This window comes from Knoellia sp. p5-6-4 (assembly GCF_029222705.1).
GTDB lineage: Bacteria > Actinomycetota > Actinomycetes > Actinomycetales > Dermatophilaceae > Pedococcus_A.
On sequence record NZ_JARGZF010000001.1, the window covers coordinates 1,925,583 to 1,944,300 of the forward strand.

Sequence of the window (18,718 nt, forward strand, 5' to 3'; positions counted from 1 at the left end):
CAGGGGCTGTGTGACGCGGTAGACGTCCGGCAGCATCCTCTGCAGGGGCGCGCCGGGGAGTGGCGTCAGCGCAGCGGGTCGAACGGCGCGAGCTGGGGGATGCTCCTCCCGGTCACCAGCTGCTCGGCGAGCAGGCGGCCGGTGACCGGCCCGAGGGTGATGCCCCACATCCCGTGGCCGCCGGCGGCGAAGACCCGGCTCGAGCTCGTGGCGCCGATGAGCGGGAGCCCGTCGACGGTGCAGGGCCGCGACCCGACCCACTCGTCCTGGCGCCGGTCGAGGTCCGCCCCGCGCAGCAGCGGGCGGGCGGCCTCGGCGATGGCCCGGATGCGGCGCGGGTCCAGGGCCGCCTCGGGTCGGCGGAACTCCATCATCCCCGCGACGCGGAGCCGGTCGCCGATCGGCGTGCAGGCCACCCGCTGGGCGGGGAAGTAGACCGGGCCCTCGGGCAGGTGGTCGACGGCCACGCTGAAGCTGTAGCCGCGGCCGGCCTGCACGACCCGCCGGACGCCGAAGCGCCGGGCGAGCCGGCCCAGCCAGGCGCCGGTGGCCAGCACGACGGAGTCGAACGACTCGCGGCTGCCCTCGGCGGTCACGACGTCGACGCCCGAGCCGGTCTCGACGAGGTCGCCGACGGTGGCGCCGGAGAGGATCTTGCCGCCGCGGTCGCGCACCGAGTCGGCGAGGGCGTGCACGTAGGCTCCCGGGTCGATGAAGCGCTGGTCGCGCAGCCGGATCGCGGCGCCGACCTCCTCGGAGAGGGTCGGCTCGATCTCACGGGCCTGCGCCCCGGTGAGCACGTCGAACTCGATCGACTGGCCGGCCGAGTGGATGTGCTCGATCTCCTCGAGCAGCGTGCGGCGCTCGTCCTCGGTCCGGTAGGCGGCGAGGAAGGAGTCGGTCTCCCGCGTCTCGGCGCGCACACCGCCGTCGCGGAGCAGGTCGAAGCTCTCGAGCGAGAGGTCGTTGACCGGCACGAGGGCGCCCATGGCCTTCTTCCAGGCCTTCATCGTGCTGTGACGCGTGAAGCCGGTGACGAAGCGCAGGAAGTCGGGGTTGGCGCTCGGCGGGACATAGACCGGCGAGGACGGGCTCAGCACCGCGCGGATGCCGTACTTCAGCACTGCGGGCTCGGGCAGCGGCGTGGCGATGCCGGGGGTGAGCCACCCCGCGTTGCCCCACGACGACCCCGCGGCGACGCCTTCGCGGTCGAGGACGGTGACCTCGACGCCGTGCTCCTGCAGGAACCAGGCGGTGGACAGGCCCACCATGCCGGCGCCGACGACGGCGACACGGCGGGGGGCGGGCAGACCGGAGGGGGTGACGGGTGCGGAGGCCATGCGTCCCATGGTGGGGTGAGGCCACCGGGACGCCGTTGTCGTCCCAGGCCAAGGTTCTCCCCACCTGTTGTGCATGAAGCACAACAGGTGGGGCACCATGGCGGTGTGATCACCGTGGCCGACCTTGCCGCCTCGCTTGGCGGCGGGCTGCTCTCGCTGGCCGTCGACGTGTCAGGAGCCGAGGTCGACGACCTCACCCTCGCCGAGCCCGGGCAGGGGGTGGTCGGGCAGCCGGGTGACCTCGTCCTCGGGGTGGGCGTCGACCGCGTCGAGGCTGCCACCGACCTGCTCCGCATGGCGGCGGACGCCGGAGCCGGTGGCGTGGTGCTGCGGCGGACCCTGGCCCGGCGGCGGACGGTGCGCGACCTCGCGCGGCGTCGCCAGGTCGCCCTCGTCGAGCTCGCCGACCACGCGTCCTGGGCCCACACGGTGTGGCTGCTGCGGGGCGTGCTGGACCGAGCCGCGACGCCGGGGGTGCCCGGTCGCGTCGAGGCGCCGGTGCACGACGACCTGTTCGCGCTCGCCGACGCCATCGCCGCCGTCGTCGACGCCCCCGTGACGATCGAGGACCCGCACTCCCGCGTGCTCGCCTACTCCTCGCGGCAGGACGTGACCGACCCGGCCCGGGTGTCCACCATCGTCGGGCGCCGGGTGCCGGAGGAGGTGCTGGCCAGCCTGCGGGCACGCGGCGTCTTCCGGCGCCTGGCCCGCTCGGCGGAGCCGGTCTTCGTGCCTGCCGACCCCAGCGGCACCCTGCCGCGCCTCGTCGTGCCAGTGCGCGCGGGCGGGGAGTGGCTGGGCTCCATCTGGGCGCTCGTGGAGGAGCGGCCCGATCCGGCGGTGGTACGCGAGGTCAGCCACACCGCCTCGGTCGTCGCCCTCCACCTGCTGCGGCTGCGGGCGCACGCCGACCTCGGCCGTCGGCTTGCCGCCGACCGGGTGCGCATGGCCCTCGGCGGCACCACCACCGGCGCCGAGGAGTGGCTCCCCGACGGCCCGTGGCGGGTCGCCTGCCTCGGAGGTCCGTCCGACGCGTCGCCCGAGAACCTGCTCGACCTGTGGGAGTCGGTGTGCCGGCGCCACTCGTGGCACCAGCCGCTGCTCGCGACCCTCGACGGACGCGTGTATGCCGTGCTGGGCGCCGACGGTGCCGTGCCCGGCACCTGGGAGTGGCTGCGCGAGGTGGTGGAGGCCACGGCCACCGAGGACCTGGCGCTGACGGCGGCGGCCGGCCGCCCGGCATACGGGACAGGTGAGCTGGGGAGGGCGCGGGCCGAGGCGGCGGAGGCCGAGCGCTGCCGCGGACACCAGGCGGTGGTGGGGATCGAGGAGGTCTGGGCGGCGGTGACGGTGGAACGGGCCGCCGTCGCGTTGCGGGACGCGCCCCTCCCGGGTCCGGTCGAGGCGCTGCGCCGCCACGACGCCGACCGCGGCACCGACTACCTGGGCACCCTGACCGCGTGGCTGGACCACCCGGGGGAGCCGGCGCTCGCCGCGCGCTCGCTGCACGTGCACCCCAACACCCTGCGCTACCGGATGGGCCGGCTGGCCGCCCTTCCGGAGCTGGGCGGCGTCGACCTCGGGGACCCGCACACCAGGCTGGCCCTGCGCCTGCAGCTCGCCTCCCTGCCACCGTCGGCGCCGCAGACCCGCTGACGCCTCCGGCGTGCTGGCACAGCGCTGGCGGCGGTGTCGGCGGTTTCGGGAAAAAGTCGGCACGAGGGCTTGCGCGTTTCGGACAGATGGGGGCACACTCGACGAAGCACGACTTGTAAGCGCTTTCAACGAGGAAGGCGGACCGATGGGTTCCACGCACCGCGCTGGGCAGGGGGCGACGATCTACTCCGTCGCCGAGCTCGCCGGCGTCTCCATCGCCTCCGTCTCCCGCGTGCTCCAGGGCTCTACGGCGGTCTCCGACGTCACCCGGGCCAAGGTGCTCGCGGCGGTCGACGAGCTCAACTACGTGCCGCTCGGGGCGGCGCGCAGCCTGGCCGTGCGGCACCACGAGGCCCACGGCCTGGTGCTGCCCGAGCTCACCGGTCCCTACTACGCCGAGCTGCTCCTCGGGTTCGAGACCCGCGCGGCCGAGCTCGGGCAGAGCGTGGTGCTCGTGCTCACCGAGGGCAAGCGCGACCTCGCCCGCACCGTGCGCCAGCTGGCCACCCGGGTGGACGGCATCGCGGTGCTCGGTGCCGATGCCCTGCCCGAGCGCCTGGTCCGCGCCCTGCACGGGTCGAAGCCGCTGATCCTCATCGCGGGTGACGCCCAGCCCGACGTCGAGGCGGTCGGCGCCGAGAACGAGCAGAGCGCCCAGGAGCTCACCACCCACCTGTTCGGCCACGGCCGCAGGCGGCTGCTCTTCGTGGGCGACCCCGACACCGCGCCCGACGTGCGCGACCGCTACCGCGGGTTCGTTGCCGCGCACCGCGCCAAGCGACGCACGGCCGCCGAACCCGTGCGCACCGCCTTCCGTGAGGAGGACGGTGCGGCCTTCGCCGAACGCGTGCTCGCCGGCTCGGTCGACGCCGACGCCCTCTTCTGCGCCAACGACGAGCTCGCGCTCTCGGTCATGCACACCCTCCAGGACGGCGGCATGGACGTGCCGGGTGACATCGCGGTCGTCGGCTGGGACGACGTGATGACGGCCCGCTACGTACGCCCCGGCCTGACCACCGTGCGCCAGCCGGTCCGCGAGCTCGGCGCCCTCGTCGCCGAGCGCCTGCACGAGCGCATCACCGGCCTCCCCGCCCGCGCGGAGCGCGTGGTGCTGCCCACGCAGGTCGTCCTGCGGTCCTCCTGCGGGTGCCCCGCAACCTAGCCCTCCGCCCCTGGACACCCCCAACCACCGACCTCCACGCACCGTTCCCCCGACCCCTGCAAGGCCCGTCCCTTCCGAAAGAGAGTGAGAACCTCATGAGACGCACCTCCGCGATCGTGGTCGCCACCCTGGCCACCACCGCCCTGGCCCTGTCCGCCTGCGGGCGCGACAGCGGCACCCCGGCCTCCGGCGAGAGCCAGGGCAAGGCCGTCAGCGAGGGCAAGGCCACCGGCACCATCACCGTCTGGGCGATGGGCGCCGAGGGTGAGAAGCTTCCGGCGCTGGCCAAGGACTTCGAGGCGGCCAACCCCGGTGCGAAGGTGAACGTCACGGCGATTCCGTGGGACTCCGCCCACGACAAGTTCGCCACCGCCATCACGGCGGGCAAGACCCCCGACGCCGCGATGGTCGGCACCACCTGGATGGGCGAGTTCGCCGGCCAGGACGCCCTCGACCCGCTCCCGTCCTCGATCGACACCTCGAAGTTCTTCCCCGGGGCGCAAAAGACCACCGAGGTGGGCGGGACCTCCTACGGCATCCCCTGGTACGTCGAGACCCGCCTGCTCTACTACCGCACCGACCTGGCGAAGAAGGCCGGCTTCACCGAGGCCCCCAAGACCTGGGAGGAGCTCAAGGCGATGGCCAAGGCCATGCAGGACAAGGCCGGCGCGAAGTGGGGCATCGGCCTCCAGGCCGGCGGGCAGGGGTCCTGGCAGACCCTCATGCCGTTCGCGTGGAGCAACGGCGCCGAGCTGACCAAGGACGGCGGCAAGGCCTACAACTTCGACACCCCTGAGGTGAAGGAGGCCATGGAGTACTACCAGAGCTTCTTCACCGAGGGCATCTCCGACAAGGCGGCCCCGGCCACCCCGACGACCGAGCCCGACTTCGCCAGCGGCAAGGTGCCGATGTTCATCTCCGGCCCGTGGATGATGTCGGCGGTCGAGAAGGTCGGCGGCGAGGGCTTCAAGGACAAGTACTCCGTGGCCAAGATGCCCGAGAAGAAGACGTCCTCCTCCTTCGTCGGCGGCTCGGACTTCGTGGTCTTCAAGAACTCCAAGCAGCGTGACACCGCGTGGAAGTTCGTCCAGTTCCTCGCCGACCCCAAGACGCAGGCCAAGTGGTACCAGCAGTCGACGGACCTGCCGTCGGTGCAGTCGGCCTGGGAGGACCCGGCCATCGCCTCCGACACAAAGCTGGCCACCTTCGGTGAGCAGCTGAAGACCGCCCAGGCCCCGCCGTCGTTCCCGACCTGGGAGCAGGTCATCACCGCGCTCGACACCGAGCTCGAGAAGGTGACCAAGCAGGGCGCCGACCCGGGCGCCGCGCTGAAGACGGTGCAGCAGCAGGCCGAGTCCATCGGCACCGGGCAGTAGCGATGACCGCCACGACCGAGCGCGCCGCGGCAGAGCGCGCTGCCTCCCGCCGGCCGGCCCACGGGTCGCGCCGGCGGGAGGGGCGGGCGGCCTGGATCCTCGCGCTTCCGTTCTGCCTGCTCTTCCTCACCTTCACGGTGTGGCCGGTGGTCCAGTCGCTCTTCATGAGCTTCACGGACACCCGCTCCCGTGACCTGCGCACCCCCTTCGCCGTCAACGTCGTCGGGCTGGAGAACTTCGCCAAGGCCCTGTCGGACCCGCTCTTCCTCCAGGCGGCCCGCAACACCGCCTACTTCGTGCTCGTCGGTGTGCCCCTGACCATGGGGCTGGCGCTGCTCGCGGCGGTCGCCCTCGACCGCGGCATCACCAGGTTCCGCTCGGCGTTCCGGTTGGGCTTCTACCTCCCGGTGATCACCTCGATCGTGGCGGTGGCCGTGGTCTGGCGGTTCCTGCTCGAGCGCGAGAGCGGCCTGATCAACACCGTGCTCGGCTGGGTCGGCATCGACGGGCCCAACTGGCTCGGTGACCCCACCTGGTCGATGCCGTCGATCATCCTCATGGCGGCCTGGCGCAACTTCGGCACGGCGATGATCATCTTCCTCGCCGGCCTGCAGTCGGTGCCGTGGAGCCTGCACGAGGCTGCCGCCATCGACGGTGCCGGCGCCTGGAAGCGGTTCCGCTACGTGACCCTGCCCCTCCTGCGCCCCACGATCCTGTTCGTGTCGGTGACCACGGCCATCGGCTACCTCCAGTTCTTCGAGGAGCCGTTCATCATGACCAACGGCGGGCCACTCAACAGCACGCTCTCGCTGTCGATGTACACCTACCGCCAGTTCGGGTTCGGCAACTACGGCTACGCCGCTGCCATCAGCTACATCATCTTCGTCGTGATCGTGGTCGTCACCGCGATCCAGTTCCGCATCCTCCGCGAAAAGGACTGAGGGACAGTCATGCTCACGAAAAGTACTGGACGCCCGTGGCTCTACGCCGTGCTCAGCGTCTGTCTCGTCGCGGTCATCGCGCCCTTCGTCTGGATGGTGCTCGGCAGCTTCAAGACCGAGGGCGAGCTGCGGCAGTCGCCCCCGACCTGGTGGCCCGAGACAACGACGCTCGACAACTACACCCAGCTGTTCTCCCGCCTCGACTTCGGCACCTACTTCACCAACTCGCTCGTCGTCGCGGCGGTCGTGACGGCCGGCAACCTGCTCTTCTGCTCGATGCTGGGCTACGCGCTGGCGATGCTCGAGTTCCCCGGCAAGAGAGCGCTGTTCGTCGTCGTCATGGCGACGCTGATGATCCCCGGTGTCGTCACGTTCGTGCCGCTGTTCGTGCTCGTGGCCAACGTCGGGCTCATCAACAGCCTGCCCGGGCTCATCCTGCCGTTCCTGGTCACCCCCTTCGGGGTGTTCCTCATGCGGCAGTTCATCCTCGGCCTGCCCAAGGACCTGCTCGACGCGGGCCGGGTCGACGGCGCCGGCGAGCTGCGCATCTTCGCCCGCATCATCCTGCCGCTGTGCGGTCCGGCCCTGGCGACGCTGGGGATCCTGACCTTCCTCGGCAGCTGGAACAACTTCCTGTGGCCGCTCGTGGTGGCGCAGACCGAGGACACCTACACCCTGCCCGTCGCCCTGGCGCTCTACTCCAAGGGCCAGAACAGCACGAACTACGGCCTGCTCCTCGCCGGGGCGACGGTGGTGCTGCTGCCGGTCCTCGCGGTCTTCCTCGGCTTCCAGCGCCGCGTGATCGAAGGCATCGCCACCACGGGCATCAAGTAGTCCGCGGGCGGTGCGACCAGGTCCGCCCACCCACTGACCTTCCTCTCTCGAACGGAGCCTGACCATGGCCAGCGACACCCTGCTCGTCCCCTCCCGTCGCCAGCTCCTCCTCGGCGGTGCCGCCGGCGCCGCCGCCACCCTCCTGACCGCGCCGGGCGCCACCGCGCAGCCCCTGACCCGGAAGGCGCCCGCCCTCGTGCGCTCCAGCACAGCCCCGTATGCCGTCGATGCCACCCGGGTGCGCCAGTGGGCCGCCGACACGTGGCACTCGCTGGTGCGGATGACCGACGAGGAGACCGGCCTGCCGGCCGACAACATCTCGGGCGACCTGGCCACGCGCAGCGGCTACACCTCTCCCACCAACATCGGCGGCTACCTGTGGTCGGCCGTGGTGGCCCGCGAGCTGGGCCTCCTCTCGCCCCAGGAGTGTCAGCGCCGTGTGCAGCAGACGCTGCGCACGCTGCTCACGATGGAGCACCACGAGCCGAGCGGGATGTACGCCAACTGGTACGACGAGGGCACGGGGGCGATGCTCCGCACGTTCCCGGGCTCCGGTGACCCGATTGCGCCGTTCATGTCGAGCGTGGACAACGGCTGGCTGGGTGCGGCCCTGCGGGTCGTGCAGAGCGCGGTGCCCGGCTGCGCCGCACTGGCGGAGCGGATCTTCACGCGGATGCGGTGGGACGCCTTCTACAACCCCGGTGGCCAGGAGGGCCATCCCAGCGTCCGTCCCGGCGGTCTGATGCACGGCGGCTTCTTCCCGTGGGAGCACGACCGTCCCGGCGGCGTCTACCGCGGCAGCCACATCGACGCGCCCGACGTGTGGCTCACCAACCACCACTACGACACCACCGTGTCGGAGACCCGCATCACGACCTACCTCGGCATCATCACCGGCCAGGTGCCGGCCAGGCACTACTTCGCGATGTGGCGCACCTTCCCTGCCGCCTGCGACTGGTCGTGGCACGAGATGCAGCCGGTCGGCGAGACCCGCACCTACCTGGGCATCGAGGTCTTCGAGGGCGCCTACACCTACCGCGGCATGCACATCGTGCCCGGCTGGGGCGGCTCGATGTTCGAGGAGCTCATGCCCGACGTCTTCGTGCCCGAGGCCAGCTGGGCGCCCCGCTCGTGGGGCGTCAACCACCCGCTGCACGTGCGGGCCCAGCGTGAGCACGGCCTCGACGAAGCCGGCTACGGCTACTGGGGCTTCTCCCCGTCGAGCAACCCGGCCGGCGGCTACCGCGAGTACGGCGTCGACGCGCTCGGCCTCAACCCCGAGGGCTACTTCTCCGACCAGGAGAAGACCAACTACGACGCCGGGTTCGGCGACTGCCGTGAGGGCAGCAACCCCGACCCCCGCTACGGCGATGGCGTCGTGACCCCGCACGCCGCCTTCCTGGCGATGATGTACGAGCCCCAGCAGGCCTACACCAACCTCGCGAACCTCCAGTCGGACTTCGACTCCTACGGCAAGGGTGGCTTCTTCGACGCCGTCGCCGTGAAGTCCGGCACCGTGGCCCGTCGCTACCTCTCGCTCGACCAGGCCATGATCATGGGCGCTCTCGGAAACGTGCTGGGAGACAACGTGATCCGTCGTGCCTTCGCCACCCCTGCCGTCGAGCGGAGGCTGCGCCCCGTCATCGGCATGGAGGAGTTCGGGGCGGGGATCGCCTGATGGAGCCGGTCAAGCTCACCAGCCCCGAGGGCGTGGAGTTCCGCGACCTCAACAAGAACGGCCGGATGGATCCCTACGAGGACCCGCGCCTGCCCGTGGAGGAGCGCGTCGACGACCTGCTCTCGCGGCTGTCCCTGCCCGAGAAGGCCGGCCTGATGTTCCAGACCGTCATCGAGGCGGGTGAGGACGGCACGGTGCTCGAGCACCCGGGCAGGATCAGCAAGTCACCCACCTCGGTGGTGGTGCTCGACAAGCACCTGACGCATTTCAACGTCCACGCCCTAGAGGACCCGCGGATGGCCGCCCGGTGGCACAACGCCCTCCAGGCGCTCGCCGAGCAGACGCCGCACGGCATACCGGTCACGATCTCGACCGACCCGCGCCACGCGTTCATGGAGAACGCCGGGGCGTCGTTCGCCGCGCGCGCGTTCTCGCAGTGGCCGGAGCCCCTGGGCCTTGCCGCCCTGCGCGACACCGAGCTGGTGCACCGGTTCGCCGACGTCGCCCGCCAGGAGTACACCGCCGTCGGCATCCGCGCCGCGCTGCACCCGACCCTCGACCTCGCGACCGAGCCCCGCTGGGCGCGGCAGGCGCAGACCTTCGGCCAGGACCCCGACGTGGTCACCGAGCTGGGCGTCGCCTACCTCAAGGGGTTCCAGAAGGGTGAGCTCGGCCCGGACAGCGTGGCCTGCACCAGCAAGCACTTCCCCGGCGGCGGCCCGCAGAAGGACGGCGAGGACGCGCACTTCCCCTACGGCCGCGAGCAGGTCTACCCCGGCGGACGGTTCGGCGACCACCTCAAGCCGTTCCCCCCCATCATCGAGGCGGGCACGGCGGGGATCATGCCCTACTACGGCATGCCGGTCGGGCTCGAGATCGACGGCGAGAAGATCGAGGAGGTCGGCTTCGGCTACAACCGCCAGGTCGTCACCGGCCTGCTGCGCGAGAAGCTCGGCTACGACGGCGTCGTCGTCACCGACTGGGAGCTCGTCAACGACAACCACGTCGGCGACCAGGTGCTGCCGGCCCGTGCCTGGGGCGTCGAGCACCTGGACCCGCACGGTCGCATGGAGCTCATCCTGCACGCCGGCGCCGACCAGTTCGGCGGCGAGGAGTGCGTCGACATCCTGCTCGACCTCGTCGCGCAGGGCCGGGTCACCGAGGACCGCATCGACGCCTCGGCCCGGCGCATCCTCGCCGTGAAGTTCCGGCTGGGGCTGTTCGACAACCCCTACGTCGACGAGGACCTCGCGGCCGAGACCGTGGGACGACAGGACTTCCGCGACGAGGGGTATGCCGCCCAGGCGGCCTCCGTGACGGTCCTGCAGAACGGTGGCGATCACCTTCCGGTGCTGCCCCTCCAGCGCGGTCGGAAGGTCTACGCAGAGAACATCTCGCCCGAGGCGCTGGCCCGGCTCGGGACGCCGGTCGACCGCCCCGAGGGCGCGGACGTGGCGCTGGTGCGGCTGATGGCGCCGTTCGACCCGCGGTCCGACCTGTTCCTGGAGTCGTGGTTCCACCAGGGGTCGCTGGACTTCCCGCCCGGGCTGGTCGCGCGGCTCGGCCGGATCGCGGCCTGCTGCCCGCTGGTCCTCGACGTGGTGCTCGACCGTCCGGCGGTGCTCACACCACTGCTGCCCATCGCCTCGGCCGTCGTGGGCAGCTACGGCACCTGCGACGACGCTCTGGTCGACGCCCTCACCGGTGTGGTCGAGCCCCGCGGACGGCTCCCTTTCGACCTCCCGCGGTCGATGGAGCAGGTGCGCCGGCACGGGGAGGACGTGCCCGGCTACGACGACCCGCTGTTCCGCTGTGGTGACGGACAGGGCCTGCACCCCTCATGATGTGACCAGCACGCGCGCATACCCCTGGGTGTGTGCCCCCCGATCCACCAGGCCCCGGTTGATTCCCCCTGCTCGCCGGGGCCTGGTGTCGTGCCCGCGGTCCTCGTCGCCTGCGGCGTGGGCAACGCCGCCGGGGCGCCTGGCTCGGCGGTCCTCGCCATCACTGGGTGGCTGCACGACTCCGAGGAGGCGGCAGGGCTGGATCGAATCCGGTGCTGCCGACTCCTACCCAACCGTGCCACGAACCCTTATCTTTAGGCCGTGAACTCAGGGCAGCCGGCGCCGGGGTCGCAGGCGTCGCTGCGCGAGTCGAACCGCCTGCGGGTGCTCGACGCCCTGCGTCTCCAGGGGGCGATGACCCAGGTCGAGATCGCCGGTCAGACCGGGCTCAGTCCCGCGACAGTCAGCAACATGGTCAAGGAGCTCGACGCGGCGGGTGCCGTGGAGCTCTCTCCGAGCATCCGCAACGGCCGGCGCGCGGTACTCGTCTCGCTCGCCACGGGCAACACGCTGCTGGCCGGGATCGCGTTCGGCGACCGGGACGTGCGCGTCGCGATCGGCACCGGACCGCGCGACGTCCTGGGCAGCCAGCGCATGCCGTTGCCGGCGGACCACCCCGCCGACGAGGGGATGGAGCGAGCGGCACGCCTCGTGCACGACCTCGTCGAGAAGGCCGGGAAGACCATGCCCGACGTCAAGGCGGTCTGTGTCGGCCTGCCCGCCCCCGTCGACAGCGTCTCGGGGCAGGTGGGGTCGGAGGGCATCCTGCCCGGCTGGCGTGGCGTGGCCGTCGCCAGCGAGATGGAGGGACACCTCAAGGCACCCGTCGTGCTCGACAACACGGCCAACCTGGCTGCGCTCGGCGAGCTCAAGTGCGGTGCGCTGCAAGGGGTTCAGCACGGCGTCTACATCAAGATGTCCTACGGCGTCGGTGCCGGCCTGATCCTGGGGGGCGAGCTGTTCCGCGGCAGCGCGGGCACGGCCGGTGAGGTCGGCCACCTCACCATCGACGAGAACGGCCCGGTGTGCCGCTGCGGCAACCGGGGCTGCCTCGAGACCTTCGTCGGCTCCCGTGCCCTGCTCGATGCCCTCGCCCCGACCCACGGCAGCCTCAGCCTGCGGGAGGTCGTGGCGCGGGCGCTTGACGGCGACCCCGGCTGTCGGCGCGTGCTCGGCGACGCAGGGCGCCACCTCGGTGTGGCGGTCGCCGGGCTGGTGAACCTCGTCAACCCCGAGGTGCTCGTGCTGGGGGGCCTCCTCTCGCGGGTGGGTGACCTGATCACCGGACCGATGCTGGCCTCCCTCGAGCGCTGCGCGATCCCCAGCGCGGCGGCCTCGGTGAGCCTGCGCGAGGCCAAGCTCGACACCGACGCCGACGTGGTGGGGGCGCTCGCCGTCGCCGAGGAGCGGCACGCGGCCGCGGAGGGCCTCATCGCCGCCGTGGTGTAGCCGAGAGGACCAGAGTGTCCCGGAGCGCCCCGGACGCGCCGGGAACGTCCCGATTGTGTCAACTCCTTGAATTCAACTCTTGACGCCAAGAGTTCACTGGGGTCACACTCAGCAAAGCCGCACCAACGGGGTTGCCGGCGAAGACACTGAGGGAGCTCAGCATGAACACTCGTTTCACCCGTCTCGCCGGCGCCGCGCTCGTGGCCGGTCTCGGCATGGCCAGCCTCGCCGCCTGTGGCGACGACGGGGGCTCGGGCTCGGGCGGCACGGGCGACGGCAACGGCGGGGGCGGCAAGAAGATCGCCCTCCTGCTGCCGGAGTCCAAGACCACCCGCTACGAGACCTTCGACCGGCCGCTGTTCGAGGCGGCCATCAAGGCCGACTGCGCGGACTGCACGATCATCTACAGCAACGCCGACCAGGACCCTGCCAAGCAGCAGCAGCAGGCCGAGGCCGCTCTGACCCAGGGCGCCAACGTGCTCGTCCTCGACCCGGTCGACGGCAAGGCCGCCGCCGCCGTCGCCAACAGCGCCAAGGCGCAGGGCGTGCCCGTCGTCGCCTACGACCGCTTCATCGCGGGCGTCGACTACTACGTCTCGTTCGACAACGAGACCGTCGGCAAGACCCAGGCCCAGACTCTCGTCGACATCCTCAAGAAGAACGGCAAGACCTCCGGCGACATCGTGATGATCAACGGCTCGCCGACCGACCCCAACGCCGCCGACTTCAAGAAGGGCGCCCACAGCGTCCTCGACGGCAGCGGCTACAAGATCGCGGCCGAGTACGACACCCCCGACTGGAGCCCGGACAAGGCGCAGTCGTGGATGGAGGGCCAGATCTCGGCGGTCAAGGGCAACCTCGTCGGCGTCTACGCCGCCAACGACGGCACGGGCGGTGGCGCCATCGCGGCCCTCAAGGGTGGCGGTGTCACCCCCCTTCCGCCGGTGACCGGCCAGGACGCCGAGCTCGCCGCGATCCAGCGCATCCTCGCCGGCGACCAGGCCATGACGATCTACAAGCCCATCAAGCCGGAGGCCGAGGCCGCAGCGAAGGCCGCCCTCGCCCTCGCGAACAAGCAGAAGCCGGAGTCCACCACCGACTTCAAGGGCGTTCCCTCGACGATCCTCGACCCCATCGCGGTGACCAAGGAGAACGTGAAGGACACCGTCGTCAAGGACGGCATCTACAAGGTGGAAGACATCTGCACTCCCACTTTCGCCGAGGCGTGCGCCGCTGCAGGCTTGAGCTGACAGCTGACGCCGATGCCCTGGCGGGTGGGAGACCCCCACCCGCCGGGGCCCCGGCACACCGGATCCCACCCAGAGGACTGACATGACCACGACCACTGCCCCGGCGACCACCGCCGTGCTGTCGATGCAGGGTGTCTCCAAGCGCTTCGGCGCCGTCCAAGCGCTCAAGGACATCGACTTCGACGTCCGATCCGGCGAGGTGGTGGCGCTGGTCGGAGACAACGGCGCCGGCAAGTCCACCCTCGTCAAGGCCATCGCCGGGGTCTACACCCCCGACGAGGGCACCATGTACTTCGACGGCAAGCCGGCCACCGTGAACTCACCCGCGGAGGCGCAGCAGCTCGGCATCGCCACCGTCTTCCAGGACCTCGCCCTCTGCGACAACCTCGACGTCGTCGCCAACCTCTTCCTCGGGCGCGAGCTCTACCACGGCCGCGCCCTCGACGAGGTGACCATGGAGAAGGAGTCCTGGCGGCTGCTGCGCCAGCTCAGCGCCAAGATCCCGTCGGTGCGCATCCCCGTCGCCAGCCTGTCCGGAGGCCAGCGGCAGACGGTCGCCATCGCCCGCTCCCTGCTCGGCGACCCCAAGGTGGTCATGCTCGACGAGCCGACCGCTGCCCTCGGCGTCGCCCAGACGGCGGAGGTCCTCAACCTCGTGGAGCGGCTGCGCGAGAACGGCCACGGGGTCATCCTCATCAGCCACAACATGTCCGACGTGATGGCCGTCGCCGACCGCGTGACCGTGCTGCGGCTCGGCCGCAACAACGGCACCTTCAACGTCAGCGAGACCACCAGCCAGGACATCATCGCGGCCATCACCGGGGCCACGACCAACGCCGTCTCCGAGCGGGCCCACCGCCGCGCCACGAAGGAAGAGCAGTCATGAGCATCCCGACCGAGCCGAAGGCCGCCCCCGCCTCCGAGGCCGTCGACACCACCGCTGCGCTGCCCAGTGACCTCCAGGACGAGCGGCTCATCGCCTCGCAGGGGGTCGGTGGCTGGGTGCGGGTCTTCCTCTCCCGTCTGCGCTCCGGCGACCTCGGCTCCCTGCCCGTGGTCATCGGGCTCATCGTCATCTGGGCGGTCTTCCAGAGCCAGAACGATGCCTTCCTGTCCAGCCGCAACCTCGTCAACCTGGCCCTGCAGAGCGCGGCCACCGGCACCATCGCACTGGGCATCGTGCTCGTGCTGCTGCTGGGCGAGATCGACCTGTCGGTCGGGTCGGTGAGCGGCCTGGCGTCGGCCATCCTCGCGGTGGGCATGGTGAGCAACGGCTGGCCCGCCCTCGTCGCGATCGCGGCGGCGGTGCTCGCCGGCGCCGTCATCGGCCTCTCCTACGGCGCCCTCTTCACGCGGTTCGGCGTTCCCAGCTTCGTCATCACCCTCGCCGGTCTGTTGGGCTTCCTCGGCCTCCAGCTCAAGGTGCTCGGAGCCGAGGGTTCGATCAACATCCCGTTCGAGTCGGGGGTGGTGGCCTTCGCGCAGCGCACCTTCCTCCCCGACGCCGTGGCGTATGCCGTCGCCGTCGCCGTCGTCGCGGTCTACCTCCTCCTGAGGCTGCGGTCCAACAGCCGTCGCGCGGCTGCCGGCCTGTCCACGTCTCCCGTCGTCAACATCGCCGTGCGCTCGGCGTTCCTGCTGCTCGTGCTGGTCATCCCCGTCGCCGTGCTCAACCAGGACCGCGGCGTGCCGGTGATGTTCCTGCTGTTCGTCGCCCTCGTCGTGATCATGGACTACGCGATCCGCAAGACGCGCTGGGGCCGCTCGGTCATGGCCGTCGGTGGCAACGTCGAGGCGGCCCGCCGCGCCGGCATCAACGTCAGGCGGATCTACATCACCGTCTTCGTGCTCTGCTCCTCGCTGGCGGCCGTCGGTGGTCTGCTCGCGTCGGCGCGCCTCGCGGCCGCCAACCAGAGCAGTGGCGGCACCGACACCAACCTCAACGCGATCGCGGCCGCGGTCATCGGCGGCACCAGCCTCTTCGGCGGCCGAGGCTCGGCCTACTCGGCGCTGCTCGGCATCATCGTGATCCAGTCGATCTCCAACGGCCTCAGCCTGATCAACCTCGGCTCCCCGGAGCGCTACATGATCACCGGCGCAGTCCTGCTGCTCGCGGTCATCGTCGACTCCCTGAGCCGCCGCAGCCGGGCCGCCCACGGGCGCGCCTGACCACATCCCTCTCCGGTTCGGGGTGTTGCCGAGCGCCATGGCGCTCGGCAACACCCCGAACTCGTGGTCGGTGGTCAGCGGCCGTGCACGGTCCGCAGCAGCCCGGCATACCGGCCCGTGATCTCCGAGCCCTCTGGGCCGGGGTGCGGCTCGAGCTCGGTCTCGGTGCCGACCTCCCAGCGGGGAGGGGTGTCCCCGCCGCGCAGGGCCCACGCGGCCTGGCGCGCGGCGCCCACGGCGACGTACTCGCCGGGGCTCGGCACCACGACCGGGACGCCGAAGAGCATGGGGGCGAGGGCGCGCACCGCAGCCGACGCCGAGGCGCCGCCGATGAGCAGCACCCGCTCCGCGCGGACCCCGAGGCGGGTGAGGGAGCCCACCCCCGCGACGAGGTTGCACAGCATGCCCTCCACCGCGGCTCGCGCGAGGTTCTCCGGCGTCGCGTTGGCCCGGGTCAGCCCGCCGAGGGTGCCGGTGGCGTCGGGCAGGTTCGGGGTGCGCTCGCCGTCGAGGTAGGGGAGCAGGGTCAGCCCGCCCGCCCCGGGCGCGGCCGCCAGGGCGAGCGTGTCGAGACCCGCGAGGTCGGTGCCGATCAGCTGGGCCGCGGCGGTCAGCACCCGCGCCGCGTTGAGTGTGCACATGAGCGGCAGGTGGTCGCCCGCGGCGCTGGCGAAGCTCGCGACGTCGCCCCCGGTGTCGAAGACCGGGGTGGAGTGCTCGCCGAAGACGGCCCCGCTCGTGCCCAGTGACACGACGACGTCGCCGGGCAGGATGCCCAGGCCCAGCGCCGCCGCCATGTTGTCGCCCGTGCCTGCGGCGACGAGCATGCCCGAGTCGGTCTCGCCGACGGCCTCGGCCGGCTCTGCCACCCGGGGTGTGCCCACGACCCGGCCGAACGCCCGCTCGAGCAGGTCCGGCCGGTACTCACCGGTGATGGGCGACCAGTACCCGGTGCCCGAGGCGTCACCACGGTCGGTGGTCCATCCGCGGAAACCGCTGCCCTGCTTGACGATCTGCCCGGTCAGCCAGTCGTGAGGCAGTACCACGTCGTGGACCCTGGTCGCGTTGACCGGCTCGTGCTCGGCCAGCCACCGCAGCTTCGTGATGGTGAAGCTGGCCACTGGCACCAGCCCGACCGCCTCCACCCACGCGGTGGGGCCGCCGAGCTCGGCCACCAGCTCGGCTGCGGCTCCGGCGGAGCGGGTGTCGTTCCACAGCAACGCGTCCCGCACGACGGCGCCGTGCTCGTCGAGGGCGCACATCCCGTGCTGCTGCCCACCGACGGCGATCGCCGAGACGCCGTCGAGCAACCCGTCGGCGGTCGCGGAGCGGTAGGCGTCCCACCAGCGGTCCGGGTGGGTCTGCGTGCCCTCTGGGTGCGGCGCCCGGCCGGTGCGCAGCACCTCGCCGGTGTCGGCGTCGCACACCACGACCTTGGTCGACTGGGTCGAGGAGTCCACCCCGGCCACCAGCGTGGTGCTCATCTCGGTTCTCCCGCCGTGCCGCCCCCTGTGGCCAGCGCCTCCAGCGTCGCCCGGGCGCCCCGGGTGTGCAACGCGTCCAGGGCAGCGGTGTAGGCGGCCGTGAAGCGCTCGTCGTCGGCCAGCCCGCCGAAGAGGTCTCGGTCGCGGATGAAGGCGAGCGGGTCGTCCTTCTGCCGCGCGGCCGCCGCCATGACCCGGTCCTTGAGGCGGTCGACGACCTCGATCGGCTCGCCGTTCTCGTCGACGCCCTCGGCGTAGCGGGCCCACGAGGCCACGACGAGCGCCGACCGCTCGATCTCGCCCCCGCTGCTGAGGTTCTCGCGGATCACGGGCCCGAGCCACTTGGGGATGCGGTCCGAGCTCTCGGCGCAGAGCCTGGCGAGGGTGTCGCGGATCTCGGGGTTCGCGAAGCGGCCGATGAGCTCGCGGCGGTAGCCGTCGAGGTCGACTCCCGGCACCGCGGGCAGCGTCGGAGACCCCTCCCGCTCCATGTAGGCGAGGAGGAAGTCGGCGAAGAGCGGGTCCTGGCAGACCTCGTGGGCGTAGCGGTAGCCCGACAGGTGGCCGAGGTAGCACAGCGCCTGGTGGCTGGCGTTGAGCAGCCGCAGCTTCATCAGCTCGTAGGGGACGACGTCGCCCACCATCTGCACGCCGGCGGCCTCGAAGGGCGGTCGGCCCTGGCCGAAGTGGTCCTCGAGCACCCACTGGGCGAACGGCTCGCACACCACGGGCCAGCCGTCCTCGACGCCGAACTCCTCGGTCAGCCGGGCGATGTCCTCGGGCGACGTCACCGGCGTGATGCGGTCGACCATGCAGTTGGGGAAGGCGACCTCGGCCTCCATCCAGTCGGCGAGACCCCGGTCCTTGAGACGGGCGAAGGCGCAGATCATGCGCTTGGCGACGTCGCCGTTGTCGGGCAGGTTGTCGCACGACATCACCGTGAACGGCGCCTCCCCCCGGTCACGCCGTCGGGCCAGCGCGGCACTGATGTAGCCGAAAACCGTCGAGGGAGCGGCGCCCTCGGCGAGGTCAGCCTGGATGGAGGGGTCGGAGACGTCGAACTCGCCGGTCACCTGGTTGACGAGGTAGCCGCCCTCGGTGATGGTGAGCGACACGATCCGCGTGACCGGGTCGGCCAGGCGCGCGACCACGGCCTCGGGGTCGTCGGGGGCGAACATGGTCTCGACGACCGAGCCGATCACGCGTGGCTCGCGCCGGCCGTCGGGGTGCTTGACGACCAGGGTGTACAGGCCGTCCTGGGAGCGGAGGGTGTCGATGATCCGGCGGTCGTGCGGCAGCGCGCCGACGCCGCAGATGCCCCACTCGAGGGCCTTGCCGTCGTTCATCAGGCGGTCGAGGTACATCGCCTCGTGGGCCCGGTGGAAGCCGCCCACCCCGAAGTGGACGATCGACGCGGTGACCTGCGAGCGGTCGTATGCCGGGCGCGCGACGCGCGCGTCCAGGTCACCGAGCGTGGAGTTGGAGAGGCGCATGGCGCCCATCGTGGCCTCCCCTTCCATCGCCGTCGACCGGGG

At 71.6% G+C, this 18,718-nt stretch carries 14 protein-coding genes; 11 read left to right on the top strand and 3 right to left on the bottom strand.

The window, feature by feature from the left end:
• Positions 1-65: 65 nt before the first annotated feature.
• Positions 66-1,340: an FAD-dependent oxidoreductase gene (locus P2F65_RS09375; protein WP_275806194.1), complete on the bottom strand. Its 1,275-nt coding sequence runs from the start codon at positions 1,338-1,340 to the stop codon at positions 66-68.
• A gap of 105 nt (positions 1,341-1,445) precedes the next feature.
• On the opposite strand from P2F65_RS09375, the gene P2F65_RS09380 reads away from it, so the two are divergent.
• The 11 genes from P2F65_RS09380 (at position 1,446) to P2F65_RS09430 (ending at position 15,699) form a co-directional block, all read left to right on the top strand.
• Complete coding sequence (locus tag P2F65_RS09380) at positions 1,446-2,996, top strand: helix-turn-helix domain-containing protein (protein ID WP_275806195.1); 1,551 nt, start codon at positions 1,446-1,448, stop codon at positions 2,994-2,996.
• A gap of 145 nt (positions 2,997-3,141) precedes the next feature.
• Positions 3,142-4,158: a LacI family DNA-binding transcriptional regulator gene (locus P2F65_RS09385; RefSeq protein WP_275806196.1), complete on the top strand. Its 1,017-nt coding sequence runs from the start codon at positions 3,142-3,144 to the stop codon at positions 4,156-4,158.
• A gap of 95 nt (positions 4,159-4,253) precedes the next feature.
• A complete protein-coding gene (locus P2F65_RS09390) occupies positions 4,254-5,534 on the top strand; it encodes a sugar ABC transporter substrate-binding protein (protein ID WP_275806197.1) in 1,281 nt (426 codons plus the stop codon).
• A gap of 2 nt (positions 5,535-5,536) precedes the next feature.
• Positions 5,537-6,475 (top strand): sugar ABC transporter permease, encoded by a 939-nt coding sequence (locus P2F65_RS09395; RefSeq protein WP_275806198.1) that lies wholly within the window; start codon positions 5,537-5,539, stop codon positions 6,473-6,475.
• Between the two features lie 9 nt (positions 6,476-6,484).
• The gene (locus tag P2F65_RS09400; protein WP_275806199.1) at positions 6,485-7,309 is read left to right on the top strand and encodes a carbohydrate ABC transporter permease; all 825 of its coding nucleotides are present in this window, start codon (positions 6,485-6,487) and stop codon (positions 7,307-7,309) included.
• A gap of 64 nt (positions 7,310-7,373) precedes the next feature.
• Positions 7,374-8,987, top strand: coding sequence for a glucoamylase family protein (locus P2F65_RS09405; protein ID WP_275806200.1), 1,614 nt, complete (start codon positions 7,374-7,376; stop codon positions 8,985-8,987).
• Positions 8,987-10,831 carry a glycoside hydrolase family 3 N-terminal domain-containing protein gene (locus P2F65_RS09410; protein WP_275806201.1) on the top strand — a complete coding sequence of 615 codons (1,845 nt, stop codon included), beginning with the start codon at positions 8,987-8,989 and terminating at the stop codon, positions 10,829-10,831. The genes P2F65_RS09405 and P2F65_RS09410 overlap by 1 nt, the downstream gene beginning before the upstream one ends.
• 261 nt (positions 10,832-11,092) lie before the next feature.
• Positions 11,093-12,280, top strand: coding sequence for an ROK family transcriptional regulator (locus P2F65_RS09415; protein ID WP_275806202.1), 1,188 nt, complete (start codon positions 11,093-11,095; stop codon positions 12,278-12,280).
• A 161-nt stretch (positions 12,281-12,441) separates the two neighbouring features.
• A complete protein-coding gene (locus tag P2F65_RS09420; protein ID WP_275806203.1) occupies positions 12,442-13,530 on the top strand; it encodes a sugar ABC transporter substrate-binding protein in 1,089 nt (362 codons plus the stop codon).
• Positions 13,531-13,612: 82 nt separating this feature from the next.
• Positions 13,613-14,416, top strand: a complete 804-nt coding sequence (locus P2F65_RS09425) for an ATP-binding cassette domain-containing protein (RefSeq protein ID WP_275806204.1) — start codon at positions 13,613-13,615, stop codon at positions 14,414-14,416.
• Positions 14,413-15,699, top strand: coding sequence for a sugar ABC transporter permease (locus P2F65_RS09430; RefSeq protein ID WP_275806205.1), 1,287 nt, complete (start codon positions 14,413-14,415; stop codon positions 15,697-15,699). Before P2F65_RS09425 ends, P2F65_RS09430 begins: the two co-directional genes overlap by 4 nt.
• 74 nt (positions 15,700-15,773) lie before the next feature.
• Here the strand turns inward: P2F65_RS09430 and P2F65_RS09435 are convergent, their stop codons facing one another.
• Positions 15,774-17,183 (bottom strand): FGGY family carbohydrate kinase, encoded by a 1,410-nt coding sequence (locus P2F65_RS09435; RefSeq protein ID WP_275806206.1) that lies wholly within the window; start codon positions 17,181-17,183, stop codon positions 15,774-15,776.
• Positions 17,180-18,685, bottom strand: coding sequence for a mannitol dehydrogenase family protein (locus P2F65_RS09440; protein ID WP_275806207.1), 1,506 nt, complete (start codon positions 18,683-18,685; stop codon positions 17,180-17,182). Before P2F65_RS09440 ends, P2F65_RS09435 begins: the two co-directional genes overlap by 4 nt.
• Positions 18,686-18,718 lie beyond the last annotated feature (33 nt).

Bases quoted from the DNA above. Each gene is read 5' to 3' on its own strand.
- P2F65_RS09375 (WP_275806194.1), bottom strand. From the start codon at position 1,340: ATGGCCTCCGCACCCGTCACCCCCTCCGGTCTGCCCGCCCCCCGCCGT.
- P2F65_RS09385 (WP_275806196.1), top strand. From the start codon at position 3,142: ATGGGTTCCACGCACCGCGCTGGGCAGGGGGCGACGATCTACTCCGTC.
- P2F65_RS09390 (WP_275806197.1), top strand. From the start codon at position 4,254: ATGAGACGCACCTCCGCGATCGTGGTCGCCACCCTGGCCACCACCGCC.
- P2F65_RS09395 (WP_275806198.1), top strand. From the start codon at position 5,537: ATGACCGCCACGACCGAGCGCGCCGCGGCAGAGCGCGCTGCCTCCCGC.
- P2F65_RS09400 (WP_275806199.1), top strand. From the start codon at position 6,485: ATGCTCACGAAAAGTACTGGACGCCCGTGGCTCTACGCCGTGCTCAGC.
- P2F65_RS09405 (WP_275806200.1), top strand. From the start codon at position 7,374: ATGGCCAGCGACACCCTGCTCGTCCCCTCCCGTCGCCAGCTCCTCCTC.
- P2F65_RS09410 (WP_275806201.1), top strand. From the start codon at position 8,987: ATGGAGCCGGTCAAGCTCACCAGCCCCGAGGGCGTGGAGTTCCGCGAC.
- P2F65_RS09420 (WP_275806203.1), top strand. From the start codon at position 12,442: ATGAACACTCGTTTCACCCGTCTCGCCGGCGCCGCGCTCGTGGCCGGT.
- P2F65_RS09425 (WP_275806204.1), top strand. From the start codon at position 13,613: ATGACCACGACCACTGCCCCGGCGACCACCGCCGTGCTGTCGATGCAG.
- P2F65_RS09430 (WP_275806205.1), top strand. From the start codon at position 14,413: ATGAGCATCCCGACCGAGCCGAAGGCCGCCCCCGCCTCCGAGGCCGTC.
- P2F65_RS09435 (WP_275806206.1), bottom strand. From the start codon at position 17,183: ATGAGCACCACGCTGGTGGCCGGGGTGGACTCCTCGACCCAGTCGACC.
- P2F65_RS09440 (WP_275806207.1), bottom strand. From the start codon at position 18,685: ATGGGCGCCATGCGCCTCTCCAACTCCACGCTCGGTGACCTGGACGCG.